This is a genomic window from Micromonospora globispora, assembly GCF_003857015.1.
Classification (GTDB): domain Bacteria; phylum Actinomycetota; class Actinomycetes; order Mycobacteriales; family Micromonosporaceae; genus Micromonospora; species Micromonospora globispora.
Genome location: NZ_QGGF01000185.1, coordinates 1 through 16788 on the forward strand (window position 1 = coordinate 1; position 16788 = coordinate 16788).

Genomic DNA, 16788 nt, shown 5'->3' on the forward strand with positions numbered 1-16788 from the left:
AGATGGGTATAAGAGACACAAGAGGGATCTTCGCAGGTGAGACCGGCCGCCGGCAGTGTGTCGGGGTACGACACGCCCACGTCCGTGAACCAAAATGTGGGATCAGTTGACTCATCGCGTGAGATGCGTCAGGCTTAGCCACATGTCGTCGAGCCGGTCGCTGCGAGTACTTACCTGAGCGCACTCTCCCTGAGCGAGAGTGCGCTGGCCCCGTGCATCTGCACGAGGGCCGTTTTTATTGCCGTCGGACCCCATCTCAGCGGGCCTCGCCCGCGTTGCACGTTGTGAACAAGCCCCACCCACTCCAGCCGAAGGGCTGAACCGCCATGACGCGACCCACGCCAGAGACCCTCGCCCACTCCGTCCGGCGAGCCCGCCCGGCCTCCGAGCCGGCGAGTGCCGCCGACCACGCTCCCGCCCCCCGCAACGGCGCCGTCCCGGCCGCCCCCGCGGTACGGCAGCCCGCCCCGGCGCAGGTCTCCGGCGCCGGCTCGCTGGTGCGGTCGCTCGAGGCGCTCGGGGTCGACGTGGTCTTCGGCATCCCGGGCGGCGCGATCCTGCCGGCGTACGACCCGCTCTACGACTCGACCGTCCGGCACATCCTGGTCCGGCACGAGCAGGGCGCGGGACACGCGGCCACCGGGTACGCGCAGGCCACCGGCAAGGTCGGCGTCTGCATCGCCACCTCCGGCCCCGGCGCCACCAACCTGGTCACCCCGATCGCCGACGCGTACATGGACTCGGTGCCGCTGGTCGCGATCACCGGCCAGGTCGCGCGCCCCTCGATCGGCACGGATGCCTTCCAGGAGGCGGACATCCAGGGCATCACCCTGCCGATCACCAAGCACAACTTCCTCGTGCAGACCGCCGAGGAGATCCCGCAGGTGCTGGCCGAGGCGTTCCACCTGGCCTCGACCGGCCGGCCCGGCCCGGTCCTGGTCGACATCCCCAAGGACGTCCTCCAGGCGCCCACCACCTTCGCCTGGCCGCCCACGCTCGACCTGCCCGGCTACCGGCCGACCCTGCACCCGCACGGCAAGCAGATCCGGGAGGCGGCCCGGCTGATGACCAACGCCCGCCGCCCGGTGCTCTACGTCGGCGGCGGCGTGCTCAAGGCCGGCGCCACCGAGGGGCTGCGCCGGCTGGCCGAGCTGACCGGCATCCCGGTGGTGACCACCCTGATGGCGCTCGGCGCGTTCCCCGACTCGCACCCGCAGCACCTCGGGATGCCCGGGATGCACGGCACGGTCGCAGCGGTCTACGGCCTGCAGAAGGCGGACCTGATCGTCGCGCTCGGGGCGCGCTTCGACGACCGGGTCACCGGCCGGCTGGACTCGTTCGCGCCGGACGCCACCGTGGTGCACGCCGACATCGACCCGGCCGAGATCGGCAAGAACCGCCACGCGGACGTGCCGATCGTCGGCGACGCCCGGCACGTGATCGACGAGCTGATCGCCGCGGTCACCGCGGAGAAGTCCGCCCACCCGACCGCGGACCTCGGCGACTGGTGGACCCAGCTCGACGACCTGCGCAAGCGGTACCCGCTCGGGTACGAGGAACCGGCCGACGGCACCCTCTCCCCGCAGTACGTGATCGAGCGGCTGGGCAAGATCGCCGGCCCGGACACCATCTACGTCGCCGGGGTTGGCCAGCACCAGATGTGGGCCTCCCAGTTCATCTCGTACGAGAAGCCGCACACCTGGCTCAACTCCGGCGGTCTCGGCACCATGGGGTACGCCGTCCCGGCCGCGATGGGCGCCAAGGTCGGCAAGCCGGACACGGTGGTCTGGGCGGTCGACGGCGACGGCTGCTTCCAGATGACCAACCAGGAGCTGGCCACCTGCGCGCTGGAGGGCATCCCGATCAAGGTCGCCGTGATCAACAACGGCAACCTGGGCATGGTCCGGCAATGGCAGACCCTGTTCTACGGCGAGCGCTACTCGAACACCGAGCTGGGCACCCACAAGCACCGCATCCCGGACTTCGTGAAGCTGGCCGAGGCGCTCGGCTGCGTCGGGCTGCGCTGCGAGAACGCCGCCGACGTGGACAAGACCATCGAGGCCGCGATGGCGATCAACGACGCGCCGGTCGTCATCGACTTCGTGGTCGGCAAGGACGCCATGGTCTGGCCGATGGTGGCGGCCGGCACCAGCAACGACGAGATCATGTTCGCCCGGGGCGTCCGCCCCGCCTTCGACGAGGACGAACTCTGATGACGATGCACACGCTGTCCGTCCTGGTGGAGAACAAGCCGGGTGTCCTGGCCCGGGTCTCCGGCCTGTTCTCCCGGCGCGGCTTCAACATCGACAGCCTGGCGGTCGGGGAGACCGAGAACCCGGACGTCTCCCGGATCACCATCGTGGTGAACGCCGAGTCGTCCCCGCTGGAGCAGGTCACCAAGCAGCTCAACAAGCTGGTGAACGTACTCAAGATCGTGGAGCTGGACCAGCAGGTCTCGGTCGCCCGGGAGCTGCTGCTGGTCAAGGTCCGCGCGGACCGCAACGCCCGGGGGCAGGTGCTGGAGACGGTCAACCTGTTCCGCGCCCGGGTGGTCGACGTCGCGCCGGACACGCTGACCATCGAGGCCACCGGCACCCACGACAAGCTCGACGCGCTGCTGCGCGATCTCGAACCGTTCGGCATCAAGGAAATGGTCCAGTCCGGCACGGTGGCGATCGGGCGCGGCTCGCGCTCCATCACCGCCGGACCGGCGCTGCGCGCCGCCTGAGACCAGCGTGCCGGCGCTGCGCGCCGCCGCAACCCGCCATCGCACAAATCCACGACGGGCCGCCCGGACCGCCGTACGAAAGGGAAGTCAATGAGCGTTGAGGTGTACTACGACGACGACGCCGACCTGGGCCTGATCCAGGGCCGCACCGTCGCGGTGATCGGGTACGGCAGCCAGGGCCACGCCCACGCGCTGTCGCTGCGCGACTCCGGCGTCGACGTGGTGATCGGCCTGCCCGCCGGCTCGAAGAGCCGGCCCAAGGCCGAGGAGCAGGGCCTGCGGGTGCTCACGCCGGCCGAGGCGGCGGCCGAGGCCGACCTCATCATGATCCTGGCGCCGGACACCGCCCAGCGGTCCCTCTACGCCGAGGCGATCGCGCCGAACCTGGCGCCCGGGAAGGCGATCTTCTTCGGCCACGGCTTCAACATCCGGTACGAGCTGATCAAGCCCCCGGCCGACGTGGACGTGGCGATGGTCGCCCCGAAGGGCCCCGGTCACCTGGTTCGCCGGCAGTACGTCGACGGCAAGGGTGTGCCCTGCCTGGTCGCCGTCGAGCAGGACGCCACCGGCAACGCGTTCGCCCTGGCCCTGTCGTACGCGAAGGCGATCGGCGGCACCCGGGCCGGCGCCATCAAGACCACCTTCAAGGAGGAGACGGAGACCGACCTCTTCGGCGAGCAGGCGGTGCTCTGCGGCGGCGCGTCTGCGCTGGTGCAGACCGGCTTCGAGGTGCTCACCGAGGCCGGCTACGCCCCCGAGGTGGCCTACTTCGAGTGCCTGCACGAGCTGAAGCTGATCGTCGACCTGATGTACGAGGGTGGCATCGCCCGGATGCGCTACAGCATCTCCGACACCGCCGAGTACGGCGACCTCTCCCGCGGCCCGCGGGTCATCGACTCCCGGGTCAAGGACGAGATGCGCAAGATCCTCGGCGAGATCCAGTCCGGCGAGTTCGCCCGCGAGTGGGTGGCCGAGGACGAGGCCGGCCGGCCGAACTTCGCCAAGTGGCGGGCCGAGGGTGCGGCGCACCCGATCGAGGAGACCGGCCAGAAGCTGCGCGCCATGATGAGCTGGGTCGACCGGCCCATCACCGAGACCGCCTGACGGGCGGCCCCGCTCGCGGGGGTCGCCCACCACGCGGCCCGCGACCCGACGCTCTCCCCGGCGTCGGGTCGCGGGCCGCGTCCCGGCGGCGCGCCGGTACCGGGGGTGTCGCGCCCGCGTGGCCCATCCGCCTCGCCGGGCGGTCACGCTTGGTGCGTGTTTCGGGTTGCCCACGTGCTGGGACCGGGTGACCAGCGCCTCGCCCAGCTCTGGGCGGTACCGCAGCGCGCGGGGTCGGTGCCGGAAAGGCGCTGTGAGGGCACTCACCCCGCAGTCCGGGACACGCCGGCCGGTGGGCCACCTACCATCCCTGGTAGGTGCCGTAGCCGGCACCTGACGGCCATGGCACGGATCAGCGCAGGGCGCAGCGCGGCGTCCCGACGCCCCGTGCCGACCGCATACGACGTCTACGAGGACCGATGAATCCTGTCGTACTGATCGCCGAAGAACTCGCTCCCGCCGCCATCGAGGTGCTCGCGCACGACTTCGACGTGCGCCACGTCGACGGCACCGACCGCCCGGCCCTGCTCTCCGCGCTCTCCGAGGCCGACGCGGTGATCGTGCGCAGCGCCACCCAGATCGACGCCGAGGCGATCGCCGCCGCGCCGCGGCTGAAGGTGGTCGCCCGGGCCGGCGTCGGTCTGGACAACGTCGAGGTCCCGGCCGCCACCGCGCGCGGCGTCATGGTCGTCAACGCCCCGACCTCGAACATCGTCTCCGCCGCCGAGCAGGCCGTCGCGCTGCTGCTCGCCGTCGCGCGGAACACCGCCGCGGCCAGCGCCGCGCTGAAGGCGGGGGAGTGGAAGCGGTCCAAGTACACCGGCGTCGAGCTGCAGGGCAAGACTGTCGGCGTGGTCGGCCTCGGCCGCATCGGTGTGCTCTTCGCGCAGCGGATCGCCGCCTTCGGCACCCGGCTGATCGCGTACGACCCGTACATCCAGCCGGCCCGCGCCGCCCAGCTCGGCGTACGCCTGGTGGGGCTGGAGGAGCTGCTGCGGGAGAGCGACTTCATCTCGATCCACCTGCCCAAGACCCCGGAGACCGTCGGCCTGATCGGTGAGAAGGAGCTGGCGATCGTCAAGCCGGGCGTCCGGATCATCAACGCCGCCCGCGGTGGCCTGGTGGACGAGCAGGCCCTGGCCGACGCGATCGCCGAGGGCCGGGTCGCCGGCGCCGGTGTCGACGTGTACGCCAAGGAGCCCTGCACCTCCTCGCCGCTGTTCGCCTTCGACAACGTGGTGGCCACCCCGCACCTGGGCGCCTCCACCCACGAGGCGCAGGACAAGGCCGGTCTGGCGGTGGCCAAGAGCGTGAAGCTGGCGCTGCAGGGCGAGTTCGTGCCGGACGCGGTCAACGTGCAGGCCGGCGGCGTGGTCGCCGAGGACGTCCGCCCGCTGCTGCCGCTGGCCGAGAAGCTCGGCCGGGCGTTCACCGCCGTCGCCGGCGGGGTGGCCGCCGCCGTCACCGTCGAGGTCCGCGGCGAGATCGTCAACAACGACGTCTCGGTGCTCAAGCTCGCCGCCACCAAGGGCCTGTTCAGCTCGGTGGTGGAGGAGCAGGTCACCTACGTCAACGCGCCGCACCTGGCGGCGGAGCGGGGCGTCGAGGTGACCCTGACGACCCAGGCCGAGACGGTCGACCACGCCAATCTGGTGACCGTACGCGGTGCGCTGCCGGACGGCCGGACGGTGAGCGTCTCCGGCACGGTGACCAGCACCGGCACCCGGGACGTCATCAAGCTGACCGAGGTGGACGGCTTCGACGTGGAGATCGGCGCGGAGGGCATCCTGGTCTTCCTGCGCTACGTCGACCGGCCGGGCGTGGTCGGCACCGTCGGCACCCTGCTCGGCGAGGCCGGCGTCAACATCGCCGCGATGCAGGTCGCCCGTCGGGAGGCCGGCGGTGAGACGCTGATGACCCTCACCGTCGACCAGGCGCTCGGCGCGGACCTGCTCACCTCGGCGGCCGACTCGATCGGCGCGGTCGCGGCCAGCGCCGCCGACCTCCGCGACGAGTAGTCCAGGCACGACACATCGGGGGCCCGGCCGTTCGGCCGGGCCCCTCGCCGTCTTCCCGTCCCCGGCCCGGCGGGACGGGCCCGGTCAGGGGGTGACGCGGGCGGGGGGCGGGTAGACCGAGCCGTCCTGGGCGTCGAAGAGCATCAGGCCGTGCTCGCCGGCCAGCCGCTCGATGTCGAGCAGGACCTGGTCCTCGCAGGTCGGGAAGAGGTTCATCTCCACGTGGTCGCCGGCCGCGTGCAGCGGCGCGACCTCCCACGGGGTGCCCGGACCGGCGGGGCGGTCGGGGTAGGCGGCGGTGATCGCCCGGTAGAAGCCGACCACCCGTGGGTCGGGATACTGGTCACCGTGCCGCCCCTCGCGGCACCGTTGCACCGCTGCCCGCACGTCGGCGGGCGTCGCCCCGTCCGGCAGGGCCCACACGCTCAGATCGAAACTCACGGCGGACAGCGTGCCATCCCCGCTCCGCGCCGTCACCCCTGCCCCGCCCGAGTTCAGCGCCGCGGCGGGTCGATCGGCGGCCCGTCGGTCCCCTGTGGAGGCTCTTGCGTCGAGTTGCGTCGATTCGCTAGCGTACCGGTGCGGTCACTGGCTGAGTCGTGGCATCGGCGCGTCTTCGGGTGGCGTGGTTGGACGCCCGGCCCACCGGTCCGCACCCCTCGATTGCGCGAGCCACGCGCACTCGTCGCTGATCGGCCCCCACGGTCGTTGCCGAGACCGTGGGGGCCGATCGCGGACCGGGTCCGGGATGCGAAGACCGGGCGACGGTGCGTTCGGGGGCGTCGACCGCTCAGCGTCGACGGTGGGCGAAGAGCGCCCGATAGTCCGAGCCGTTGCGGAACCAGGCCAGCCCGGCCGGGCCGGCGGCGTAGAGCGCGGTGGCGTAGGCGTCGGCCACCGCGAGGTCCGGGCCCACCACGGTGGCGGCGACCAGTTGATCCGCCGGCTCGCCGGTGTGCGGATCCACCACGTGCCCCTGGCGACCGGTGACGCCCGAGGTGCCCACCGCGCCGGCGGTCATCTCCAGCACCAGCGGCGCCCGGTGGGCGTCGGTCGGGTGGTGCACCGCGACCCGCCACGGGCCGCCGTGCGCGGCGTGCCCGCGTACCACCAGGTCGGCCCCACTGAGCACGGCGTAGTCGTGGATGCCGGCGGCGCGCAGCCGGGCCGCGGCCCGCTCCACCGCCCAGCCGCCGAGCAGGCCGCCGGGATCGAAGCCGCCGGGCACCGCCCAGGCGTCGAACCAGCCGTCGGTGGCCGCCCGCATCGCGGCGCAGCGGTCCACCAGGTCGGCCAGCGGCGGGTACGACTCGGGGCTGATCTCGCCCCGCCGCAGCCGGGAGACCAGGCTCTCCGGCCGGCTGGGGCCGTACGTCAGGTCGATGGCGCGCAGCTCGGCCACGGCGTCCCGCAGCGCCTCCCCGACGCCGCGCCGGCCCAGCCAGTCGGGCGCGTTGAGCAGCAGCGAGTACTCCGCGGTGGAGGTGCGGACGGTGTGCTGGACGCTGATCCGGTCGACGGCGTTCCCGCCGGCCCGGTCCAGCCGGTGGCTGCGGGAGCCGAGCCGCAGGTCGGGACGGCGGCTCAGGAAGGTCGTCTGGTCCACCCAGCGCGTCCGGGGCTGCTCGTCGAGCCATCGGGCGCGGGGCTGCTGGTCGATCCGCATGGCACCTGCTCCTTCGCTGACGACGCCGCAGCGCCGCGGCGAGGTCGGTCACGGGCCCCCGTGACCCGTTCCTCTCCGACCCTAGGCAGCGGAGTTGACCACTCCATGAATGCCACCTGGGAGCCTCCTGAGCATCTCGGTATCCCGAATCGTGGGCGATGCGAACCGGAAGTCGGGACGGCGACGTACCGTTCACGGGGAACGACGAGGTGAGGAGCGCCAGGTGGCACGGATCGCGGTGGTGGCCGGGGACGGGATCGGACCCGAGGTGGTCGGGCAGGCCCGCAAGGTCATCGACGCCGTGCTTCCGGGGGTCGAGGCCACGGAGTACGACCTGGGCGCCGCGCGCTACCACCGCACGGGGGAGGTGCTGCCGGACTCGGTGCTGACCGAGCTGGCCGGGCACGACGCCATCCTGCTCGGCGCGGTCGGCGACCCGACCGTCCCGCCGGGGGTGCTGGAGCGCGGCCTGCTGCTCAAGCTCCGCTTCGCCTTCGACCAGTACGTCAACCTCCGCCCGTCCCGGCTCTGGCCGGGCGTGGCCGGCCCGCTCGCCAACGTCAAGCCTGGCGAGGTCGACCTGGTGGTGGTCCGCGAGGGCACCGAGGGCCTTTACGCCGGGGCGGGTGGCTCGCTGCACCGGGACACCCCGGCCGAGGTGGCCACCGAGGAGAGCCTGAACACCCGGCACGGGGTGGAGCGGGTGATCCGCGACGCGTTCGCCCGGGCCCGCCGCCGGGAGCGGCGCAAGGTCACCCTGGTGCACAAGACCAACGTGCTCACCCACGCCGGCTCGCTGTGGGCCCGCGCCTTCGAGGCCGTGGCCGCCGAGCACCCCGACGTCACCACCGAGTATCAGCACGTCGACGCGGCCGCGATGTTCCTGGTGACCCAGCCGCAGCGGTACGACGTGGTGGTCACCGACAACCTCTTCGGTGACATCCTCACCGACATCGCCGCCGCGGTGACCGGCGGCATCGGGCTCGCGGCCAGCGGCTGCATCAACCCGGAGGGCCGCTACCCGTCGATGTTCGAGCCGGTGCACGGCTCCGCGCCGGACATCGCCGGCAAGGGCGTCGCCGACCCGGTGGCCGCGGTCCTCTCCGCGGCGCTCCTGATCGACCAGCTCGGCCACGCCGACGCCGCCGCCCGGGTGACCGCCGCGGTCGCCACCGAGCTGGCCAGCCGGACCCCGGGCGTACCGCTGCGGACCGAAGAGGTCGGCGACCGGCTCGCCGGGTACGCCGTAGCCTGACCGGGGCCGCTCCGCGGCCCGGTTCCGGGCCGCCAGACCCGTACCGGGCCCGTCCGCCCCGCCGTCGCCGGCGGTGTCACCGTCGTCGCGACAGCCATTCGGAGCGCTCGATCCACCGGGGCGGAGCTATCCGCTGAACGACCGTTCGGGGTAAGTTTCTGGCACCAGTGACGTCGGTGTGCGATCCCGCATGCCGTGAACCCGCAGGGAGGTCAGCGCGATGAGCGGTGGTGACAAGCTCGATTTCGAGATCCGTCCGAATCCCGCGCCGGTATCCGCCGCCGACCGGGCCGCCCTGCTGGCCAACCCGGGATTCGGTCGGGTCTTCACCGACCACATGGTCACGATCCGGTACGCCGAGGGCAAGGGCTGGTACGACGCCCGGGTCGAGGCGCGGGCACCGATCCCGATGGACCCGGCGACCGCCGTCCTGCACTACGCGCAGGAGATCTTCGAGGGGCTGAAGGCGTACCGCACCGCCGACGGGGCGGTGACGATGTTCCGGCCGGAGGCCAACGCCGCCCGCTTCGTGAAGTCCGCGCAGCGGATGGCGATGCCCGAGCTGCCGCCGGAGACGTTCGTCGAGTCGCTGCGCCGGCTGGTCGAGATCGACCAGGACTGGATCCCCGATCAGGAGGACGCCAGCCTCTACCTGCGGCCGTTCATGTTCGCCAGCGAGGTGTTCCTCGGCGTCCGCCCGTCCAACGAGTACCTCTACCTGGTGATCGCCTCGCCGGCCGGAGCGTACTTCTCCGGCGGGGTCAAGCCGATCACGGTCTGGGTCTCCCCGGACTACACCCGGGCGGCGCCGGGCGGCACCGGTGCGGCGAAGTGCGGCGGCAACTACGCGACCTCGCTGGTGGCCCAGGCCGAGGCAATCGAGGCGGGCTGCGACCAGGTGGTCTTCCTGGACGCGGTGGAGCGGCGGTTCGTCGACGAGCTCGGCGGCATGAACGTCTTCTTCGTGTACGACGACAACACCCTGGTCACCCCGCCGCTGACCGGCACCATCCTGCCGGGGATCACCCGGGACGCGATCCTCACCCTGGCCGCCGAGGCCGGGCACCGGGTCGAGGAGCGGCCGGTGAGCTTCGCCGACTGGCAGGCGGACGCGGCCAGCGGCCGGCTGCGCGAGGTCTTCGCCTGCGGCACCGCCGCGGTGATCACGCCGATCGGCCGGGTCCGCTTCCCCGACGGCGAGTTCCTGGTCGGCGGCGGGGAGCCCGGTCGGTCCACGATGGCGCTGCGGCAGCAGCTCGTCGACATCCAGCGCGGCCGGGCCGAGGACCGGCACGGCTGGGTGCAGCGGGTCATCTGACCCGCCCGGGTCTGCCGAACTGTCGACAGCCGACACCGCCGAGCGCGGTGTCGGCTGTCGCCGTTGGTGGGCTGTCAGTCGAGCAGGTGCTCGCGAAGTCCCGCGAGCTGGGCGTCGGTGACCCCGGCGTGGCGCAGGTAGCCCTCCACCGAGCCGTAGCCCTCGCGCAGCTCGGTGAGGAAGAGCGCCATCGCCTCGGCTGGGGAGGCGAGGAACGGCGGGGGCAGCTCCTTGGCAGCGGGCGTGGTGGCGGCAACCCAGGCGCTGAACCGCTCCGACGCCTCGGTGCTCAGCGCGTAGTCGGCGGTGATGTCGTCGTCGGCCACCCCGAGCACGGCGAGGGTGAGCGCGCAGACGATGCCGGTGCGGTCCTTGCCGGCGACGCAGTGCACCACCACCGGCGCGTTGGCGCTGTCGGCGATCAGGCCGACCGCCTCGGCCAGTCCGGCGGTGCCGGTCTGGGCCAGGGCGGCGTACCGGTCGGCGAGCCAGCGGGCCAGGCTCTGCTCCGGGTCGTACCGCACTTCGGCCCAGCTCTGGTGCTCGGGGTGGATGTGCCGGTAGGTCAGCCCGTCGTACGCGGGCACCCGCCCAGCCCTGGCCACCTCCTCGGGACGGCGCAGGTCGATGACGGTGCGGATGCCGAGGGCGGTGAACGCCTCCCGGTCGGTCTCGTCGATCCGGTGCAGCGAGTCGGAGCGGTAGAGCCGGCCGCGGCGGACGGTCCGCCCGTCGGGGCCGGTGTATCCGCCGACGTCGCGGAAGTTGAACAGGGCGGGGAACGGACTGCGGGGGCTGGTCTCGATGGCGTCCACCCCGCCACGGTAACGGCCGGTGGGGCGAGGCCCCACCGGCCGTTTCACAGGATTCTCCGTTACCGGGCGGTACCCGGCGGCATCGACGCGTAGGTGTCGTCGTAGTAGCCGCCGAGCTTCTCCCGGTACGCCGGGTCGGAATCGACGGTCTCGTCGTACTCGGGCGCGGCCTTGATCTGGTCCTTGGCCCGGTCGACATAGACCTTCCGCTCGTCGTGGTCGACGTGGTTGACGGTGCCGGCAGGGAGCATGACCTTCTTACCGAAGATCCACGGTCCGGTGTCGACCACGAGGAAACTGGAGTTCACCTCGTGGCTGGCCCGGTCTACCTTGCCGATGCTGCCGTCGCTCGCCTCCACCTTGTAGCCGACCAGGTCGACTCCGGTCACGCCGGCCTCGTCCCGGTAGCGCCACGGATCGAAGCGCCCAGCGGGCGCGCCGCCCGCGAAGGCTCCCTGGTCACCGTGGGTAAGCGGATCCGGCGTCCCGTGGGTCGTTCGAGGGTCGAGCCGCTCCATGGCGTTCACTCCCTTTCTCGACTTTCTCGGGGGATCTTGCCTGTCGAGTGGTTTCCTACCCGGTTGCGGTGATCCATACACACCGTGCCCGAATCAGCTCAGCGCGGCCTCCGCGTCGAGGGCCACCGCGGCGGCATGCACGACCGCCGCGATCCGCAGCCCTTCGTGCACCTGATCCCGGCTGAACCCGGCGCCGCGCAGCGTCTTCTCGTGCGACTCCAGGCACACCCCGCAGCCGGTGATCGCCGAGACGGCCAGGCACCAGAGCTCGAAGTCGGCCTTCTCCACGCCGGGGCGGGCGATGATCTGCATCCGCAGCCGGGCCGGCATCGAGGCGTACTGCTCGTCGCCGATCAGGTGCTTGGCCCGGTAGTAGACGTTGTTCATCGCCATGATCGTGGCGGCGCCCTTGGCCGCCTCGATCGCCTCCGGGGTGAGGTGCCCGGCCGCCTCCGCGGCGATCTCCTTCAGCACCACCGGGTTGCGCGCCGCCACCGCACAGGCCAGGGCGGTGCCCCAGGCCTGCTCCGGCTTGAGCGTCGAGGTGGCGATGGTGGAGCCGAGGTTGAGCTTGATGTCCTTGGCGTACTCCGGCAGGGCCGCCTTGACCGCGTCCAGACCCATGCTCAGGCCCCGGCGCCCGCGAGCAGCGCGTTGGCGTCGAGGGTCGCGCCGCCCTTGTTCCAGTTGCACGGGCAGAGCTCGTCGGTCTGCAGGGCGTCGAGCACCCGCAGCACCTCGGAGACGTTCCGGCCGACCGAGCCGGCGGTCACCATGACGAACTGGATCTCGTTGTCCGGGTCCACGATGAAGGTGGCCCGCTGGGCGACGCCGTCCTCGCCGAGCACGCCGCAGGCGGCGGTCAGCTCGCGCTTGATGTCGCTGAGCATCGGGAACGGCAGGTCGCGCAGGTCCGGGTGGTCCTTGCGCCACGCGTAGTGCACGAACTCGTTGTCGACGGAAACGCCGAGCACCTGGGCGTCCCGGTCGGCGAACTCGCCGTTCAGGCGGCCGAACTCGGCGATCTCCGTCGGGCAGATGAAGGTGAAGTCCTTCGGCCAGAAGAAGACCACCCGCCACTTGCCCTGGTGGGACTTGTGGTTGATCGTCTCGAACGCGTTGTCGGCGTCGAGCGATACGCAGGCGGTGAGTTCGTACTCGGGAAAGCGGTCACCGACAGTGAGCACGGGTCCTCCTTGACAGCGGCTTGTCAGCGGCGCGAGGCCGGTAACTGGATCGGTTCCAGATACTTCCGCAGGGCTGTTTCCGCTCGATAGCGGCCGGGTGACTTGTGAAGTCGATCACCAGCGGCGCGTTCCGCGCCGCCACCGGTCGCCGGTAGGGTGTGACGACTCTCCGTCACTGTCCCGACATGTGGATTCTGCCTCCCAAAACCGGGGCCGGGATGGCAAAGTACCCATCGTGACCAGCTACGTCCTGATTATTGGCAGCTAGCGCGCCGGCATTCCCTCTCGCCGAGCGCGCAGACCTCCCGCATCCGCGGGGGGTCTTTTTGTTGCTCCCGCAGTGTTCGAGACGAGGACTCCCATGACCTTCCAGGTGTACGACACGACCTTGCGCGACGGCGCCCAGCGCGAGGGGCTCAGCTACTCGGTGGTCGACAAGCTGGCGGTGGCCCGCCTGCTCGACGACTTCGGAGTCGGTTTCATCGAGGGCGGCTGGCCGGGCGCCGTGCCGAAGGACACCGAGTTCTTCCGCCGGGCCCGCACCGAACTGGACCTGAAGCACGCGGTGCTGGTCGCGTTCGGCGCCACCCGCAAGGCAGGTGTCGCCGTGGCGACCGACCCGCAGGTGCGCGGGCTGCTGGACGCGCAGACCCCGGCGATCGCGCTGGTCGCGAAGGCCGACCTCCGGCACGTCGAGCGGGCCCTGCGCACCACCCCCGCCGAGAACCTGGCGATGATCCGGGACACCGTCACCCACCTGGTCGGGGAGGGCCGCCGGGTCTTCGTCGACGGCGAGCACTTCTTCGACGGCTGGCGGCACGACCCGGCGTACACCGCGGCGGTGGTGGAGACCGCGCTGGCGGCCGGCGCCGAGCGGGTGGTGCTCTGCGACACCAACGGCGGGATGCTGCCGTCCCGGGTCACCGCCGCGATCGCCGAGCTGACCGCCAAGCTCGGCGTCGACCCGGAGCTGTTCGGCATGCACGCCCAGAACGACACCGCCTGCGCGGTGGCCAACACCATCGCCGCCGTGGAGGCCGGGGTGCGGCACGTCCAGGGCACCGCCAACGGCTACGGCGAGCGGCCCGGCAACGCCGACATCTTCGCCGTGGTGGCGAACCTCCAGCTCAAGCTCGGGCTGCCCGTCCTACCCGAGGGCTGCCTGGAACAGATGGTGCGGGTCTCGCACGCCATCGCCGAGATCGCCAACATCGCCCCCGACACCCACCAGGCGTACGCCGGGGCCGCCGCCTTCGCCCACAAGGCCGGGCTGCACGCGAGCGCGATCAAGGTCGACCCGTTGCTCTACAACCACGTGGACCCGTCGGTGGTGGGCAACGACATGCGGATCCTGGTGACCGAGATGGCCGGCCGGGCCAGCGTCGAGCTCAAGAGCCGTGAGCTGGGCGTGGACCTGGCCGGCCATCCGGAGGCGCTGTCCCGGGTGACCAGCCGGGTCAAGGAACTGGAGGCCGGCGGCTGGTCGTTCGAGGCCGCCGACGCCTCCTTCGAGCTGCTCGTCCGCTCCGAGCTGCCGGACCGGGCGGTGCCCCGGCCGTTCGCCCTCGAGTCCTACCGGGTGATCGTCGAGCACCGGGAGGACGGCGCCGTGGTCTCCGAGGCCACCGTGAAGATCCGGGTACGCGGCGAACGGGTGATCGCCACCGCCGAGGGGAACGGCCCGGTCAACGCCCTGGACGAGGCGCTGCGCGTCGGCCTCGCCCGGCACTACCCGGAGCTGCGCGACTTCGAGCTCGCCGACTACAAGGTCCGCATCCTGGAGGGCAGCCACGGCACCGGCGCGGTCACCCGGGTGCTGGTGGAGACCGCCGGCGCGGGCCGCGACTGGACCACCGTCGGCGTCCACCCGAACGTCGTCGAGGCATCCTGGCACGCCCTGGTCGACGCCCTCACCTACGGCCTGGACCGCGCCCGCGTGTGACGCCGGTCAGGCGGCGGGGAGGCGGAGCTCGGCGAGGATACAGCGGTGGTCGCTGCCGGCGAGCTCGCGGACGGTCACCGACTCCACGGCGATGCGGCGGTCGACCAGCACGTGGTCGATGGTGACCGGCGGGATCAGGTCGCCGTCGTACGGGCCCCAGGTGCCGGCCAGCCCGGCGCCCGTCGCGTCGGCGGCGTCGACGTAGCCGGTGTGCAGCAGGGCGCGCAGCGGTGCGTGGTCGAGGGTGGCGTTGAAGTCCCCGGACAGGACGCTCAGCGCCCCGTCCGGGGTGGCCGCCGGCTGCCCCCGCAGGTCGGTCGACCACGCCGGGACGGCTTCCGCCGCGTACGGGGCGGCGGGATGCGCCGACTCCACCCGCACCGGCGGCGCGCCCGGCACCGTGAGGGTCCCGTACGCCTGGGTGAAGAAGTAGCCCTGGTTGCGCCGTACGCCCCCGGCCGCGATCGGGAAACGGGCGTAGAGACCGGACCCGGTGGTGCCGAACTCGGGGTTGAGCTGCCGGTGGGGCAGCAGGGTGGAGAGCCCGAGCTGGTCCAGCTCGGCCGCGATCTGCGGGGTGAACTCCTGCACGGTCAGCACGTCCACGTGGTGCGTTCGGACCAGGTCGACCAGCTTGGCGGGGTCGGCCTCGCCCTTGAGCACGTTGGCGGTGAGCACCCGCAGGGTGGGGCCCTTCGTCTCCGGTTGATCGGAGGCGAAGGCGCGCGGTGCCACCACGCCGATCAGCGCCAACGCCGTCACGGCCGCGACGACCGCGGGCCACCGGCGCCGCAGGGCGAGCGCCAGCACCAGCGGCGCCAGCGCCCCGGCGGCCACGTACGGGGTGAAGGCGACCGCCTGCACGAGCGATCCCCACTCCAGGCCGAACAGTCGTACGGCCGCCCAGACGGCCCCGGGCGCCACGGCCACCCATGAGACGATGGTCCACAGTCGAGCGGCCCGGTGCAGCGGAACCGGGGTGAGCGTGATCATGCCGAGATGGTAGGCCCGCCCGGCGAGGCCCGTGTCGCGGGCACCGGTCAGACCACCCGGCCGACGTCTTCCCCTGCGTGACCTGGAGGTTGCGGTCCCAGCGGGAGGGTTGTCCCGGTCCGGGGCGGTAACGGTGCTCGTAGGGCTGATAATCCGACGTTTGTCCGGCCGCCCGCACGGGAAGCAAGCACCGTGACGGACATCTCGGACACCCTGGCCAGCATGCCCAGCCCGGCCGATGCCGACGCTAGCGGCGTCGAGCTGGAACAGACTCTCTTCGAGGTCAAACGCGTGATCGTGGGGCAGGACCGCCTCGTCGAACGCCTGCTCACCGCCCTGATCGCCGACGGTCACTGCCTGCTGGAGGGCGTGCCGGGCGTGGCGAAGACCCTCGCCGCGCATACCCTCGCCACGGTGGTCGGCGGGACCTTCTCCCGGATCCAGTTCACCCCCGACCTGGTCCCCTCCGACATCGTCGGCACCCGCATCTACCGGGCGTCCACCGAGACCTTCGACGTCGAACTGGGACCCATCATGGCCAACATGGTCCTGGCCGACGAGATCAACCGGGCCCCGGCCAAGGTGCAGTCGGCGCTGCTGGAGGCGATGGCCGAGCGGCAGGTCTCCATCGGTGGCCGGAGCTGGCAGGTGCCCGACCCGTTCCTGGTGCTGGCCACCCAGAATCCGATCGAGTCGGAGGGCGTCTACCAGCTCCCCGAGGCCCAGCGCGACCGGTTCCTCATGAAGGTCGTCGTGGACTATCCGAGCGACGCCGACGAGCTGGCCATCCTCTACCGGATGAGCACCGACCGCCCGACGCCGCGACAGGTGCTCGATCCGGCCCGGCTGCGTGAACTCCAGCGGCGGGCCAGCCACATCTTCGTCCACCACGCCCTGGCCGAGTACGTCGTCCGGCTCATCCTGGCCACCCGGGACCCCGGCCGGTTCGGTATGGCGGAGATGGCGCCGCTGCTGGCGTACGGGGCGAGCCCGCGGGCCACCCTCGGCCTGGTCGCCGCCGCCCGGGCCCAGGCCCTGCTGCGCGGCCGCGAGTACGTGCTCCCGGAGGACGTCCGGGACCTGGCGGTGGAGGTGCTCGCCCACCGGCTGGTGCTCTCCTTCGACGCGCTGGCCGACGGGGTGTCCGCCGAGTCGGTGGTCCGCCGGCTGATCGAGGCGGTGCCGCCACCCCGGATCGCCACCAACCACCCCCAGGCGGCGCCGGATCTGGCGGCGGCATGAGG

15 protein-coding genes are annotated in these 16788 nt (G+C 72.1%); 8 read left to right on the forward strand and 7 right to left on the reverse strand.

What is annotated here, in order from left to right:
- The first annotated feature begins 326 nt into the window (after nt 1-326).
- The 4 genes from DKL51_RS07050 to serA all read left to right on the forward strand — a co-directional run bounded on the left by DKL51_RS07050 (nt 327) and on the right by serA (nt 5850).
- A complete protein-coding gene (locus tag DKL51_RS07050) occupies nt 327-2213 on the forward strand; it encodes an acetolactate synthase large subunit (protein WP_109947652.1) in 1887 nt (628 codons plus the stop codon).
- Nucleotides 2213-2728, forward strand: a complete 516-nt coding sequence (gene ilvN / locus DKL51_RS07055; protein WP_109947651.1) for an acetolactate synthase small subunit — start codon at nt 2213-2215, stop codon at nt 2726-2728. The genes DKL51_RS07050 and ilvN overlap by 1 nt, the downstream gene beginning before the upstream one ends.
- Nucleotides 2729-2818: 90 nt before the next feature.
- Nucleotides 2819-3832: a ketol-acid reductoisomerase gene (ilvC, locus tag DKL51_RS07060; RefSeq protein WP_109947650.1), complete on the forward strand. Its 1014-nt coding sequence runs from the start codon at nt 2819-2821 to the stop codon at nt 3830-3832.
- A 419-nt stretch (nt 3833-4251) separates the two neighbouring features.
- A complete protein-coding gene (serA, locus tag DKL51_RS07065) occupies nt 4252-5850 on the forward strand; it encodes a phosphoglycerate dehydrogenase (RefSeq protein ID WP_109964925.1) in 1599 nt (532 codons plus the stop codon).
- Between the two features lie 84 nt (nt 5851-5934).
- Here the strand turns inward: serA and DKL51_RS07070 are convergent, their stop codons facing one another.
- On the reverse strand, nt 5935-6291 hold the full coding sequence (locus tag DKL51_RS07070) for a hypothetical protein (protein ID WP_185734734.1): 357 nt from the start codon (nt 6289-6291) through the stop codon (nt 5935-5937).
- A gap of 349 nt (nt 6292-6640) precedes the next feature.
- The gene (locus DKL51_RS07075; RefSeq protein WP_109943532.1) at nt 6641-7516 is read right to left on the reverse strand and encodes an FAD:protein FMN transferase; all 876 of its coding nucleotides are present in this window, start codon (nt 7514-7516) and stop codon (nt 6641-6643) included.
- 223 nt (nt 7517-7739) lie between these two features.
- Here DKL51_RS07075 and DKL51_RS07080 point away from each other — a divergent pair, with 223 nt between their 5' ends.
- The gene (locus DKL51_RS07080) at nt 7740-8771 is read left to right on the forward strand and encodes a 3-isopropylmalate dehydrogenase (RefSeq protein ID WP_109943533.1); all 1032 of its coding nucleotides are present in this window, start codon (nt 7740-7742) and stop codon (nt 8769-8771) included.
- A 220-nt stretch (nt 8772-8991) separates the two neighbouring features.
- On the forward strand, nt 8992-10089 hold the full coding sequence (locus tag DKL51_RS07085) for a branched-chain amino acid aminotransferase (RefSeq protein ID WP_109943534.1): 1098 nt from the start codon (nt 8992-8994) through the stop codon (nt 10087-10089).
- A 74-nt stretch (nt 10090-10163) separates the two neighbouring features.
- Here DKL51_RS07085 and DKL51_RS07090 read toward each other — a convergent pair whose 3' ends face one another.
- The 4 genes from DKL51_RS07090 to DKL51_RS07105 all read right to left on the reverse strand — a co-directional run bounded on the left by DKL51_RS07090 (nt 10164) and on the right by DKL51_RS07105 (nt 12609).
- Nucleotides 10164-10940 carry a tyrosine-protein phosphatase gene (locus DKL51_RS07090; RefSeq protein WP_109943547.1) on the reverse strand — a complete coding sequence of 259 codons (777 nt, stop codon included), beginning with the start codon at nt 10938-10940 and terminating at the stop codon, nt 10164-10166.
- A 23-nt stretch (nt 10941-10963) separates the two neighbouring features.
- The gene (locus DKL51_RS07095; RefSeq protein WP_109943548.1) at nt 10964-11422 is read right to left on the reverse strand and encodes a PRC-barrel domain-containing protein; all 459 of its coding nucleotides are present in this window, start codon (nt 11420-11422) and stop codon (nt 10964-10966) included.
- Nucleotides 11423-11515: 93 nt separating this feature from the next.
- Nucleotides 11516-12046 (reverse strand): alkylhydroperoxidase, AhpD family, encoded by a 531-nt coding sequence (gene ahpD, locus DKL51_RS07100; protein WP_109943535.1) that lies wholly within the window; start codon nt 12044-12046, stop codon nt 11516-11518.
- A 2-nt stretch (nt 12047-12048) separates the two neighbouring features.
- Nucleotides 12049-12609, reverse strand: a complete 561-nt coding sequence (locus DKL51_RS07105) for a peroxiredoxin (RefSeq protein ID WP_109943536.1) — start codon at nt 12607-12609, stop codon at nt 12049-12051.
- 361 nt (nt 12610-12970) lie between these two features.
- Here DKL51_RS07105 and cimA point away from each other — a divergent pair, with 361 nt between their 5' ends.
- Nucleotides 12971-14551, forward strand: a complete 1581-nt coding sequence (cimA, locus tag DKL51_RS07110) for a citramalate synthase (RefSeq protein ID WP_109943537.1) — start codon at nt 12971-12973, stop codon at nt 14549-14551.
- Between the two features lie 6 nt (nt 14552-14557).
- Here the strand turns inward: cimA and DKL51_RS07115 are convergent, their stop codons facing one another.
- Nucleotides 14558-15544: an endonuclease/exonuclease/phosphatase family protein gene (locus DKL51_RS07115; RefSeq protein ID WP_109943538.1), complete on the reverse strand. Its 987-nt coding sequence runs from the start codon at nt 15542-15544 to the stop codon at nt 14558-14560.
- 192 nt (nt 15545-15736) lie between these two features.
- Between DKL51_RS07115 and DKL51_RS07120 the strand changes: the two genes are divergently transcribed.
- On the forward strand, nt 15737-16786 hold the full coding sequence (locus DKL51_RS07120; protein ID WP_109943539.1) for an AAA family ATPase: 1050 nt from the start codon (nt 15737-15739) through the stop codon (nt 16784-16786).
- The last annotated feature ends 2 nt before the right edge of the window (nt 16787-16788 follow it).

Excerpts from the sequence above, each read along its gene's own strand:
- DKL51_RS07050 (WP_109947652.1), top strand. The coding sequence starts at position 327 with ATGACGCGACCCACGCCAGAGACCCTCGCCCACTCCGTCCGGCGAGCC.
- ilvN (WP_109947651.1), top strand. The coding sequence starts at position 2,213 with ATGACGATGCACACGCTGTCCGTCCTGGTGGAGAACAAGCCGGGTGTC.
- ilvC (WP_109947650.1), top strand. The coding sequence starts at position 2,819 with ATGAGCGTTGAGGTGTACTACGACGACGACGCCGACCTGGGCCTGATC.
- serA (WP_109964925.1), top strand. The coding sequence starts at position 4,252 with ATGAATCCTGTCGTACTGATCGCCGAAGAACTCGCTCCCGCCGCCATC.
- DKL51_RS07075 (WP_109943532.1), bottom strand. The coding sequence starts at position 7,516 with ATGCGGATCGACCAGCAGCCCCGCGCCCGATGGCTCGACGAGCAGCCC.
- DKL51_RS07085 (WP_109943534.1), top strand. The coding sequence starts at position 8,992 with ATGAGCGGTGGTGACAAGCTCGATTTCGAGATCCGTCCGAATCCCGCG.
- DKL51_RS07095 (WP_109943548.1), bottom strand. The coding sequence starts at position 11,422 with ATGGAGCGGCTCGACCCTCGAACGACCCACGGGACGCCGGATCCGCTT.
- ahpD (WP_109943535.1), bottom strand. The coding sequence starts at position 12,046 with ATGGGTCTGGACGCGGTCAAGGCGGCCCTGCCGGAGTACGCCAAGGAC.
- cimA (WP_109943537.1), top strand. The coding sequence starts at position 12,971 with ATGACCTTCCAGGTGTACGACACGACCTTGCGCGACGGCGCCCAGCGC.
- DKL51_RS07115 (WP_109943538.1), bottom strand. The coding sequence starts at position 15,544 with ATGATCACGCTCACCCCGGTTCCGCTGCACCGGGCCGCTCGACTGTGG.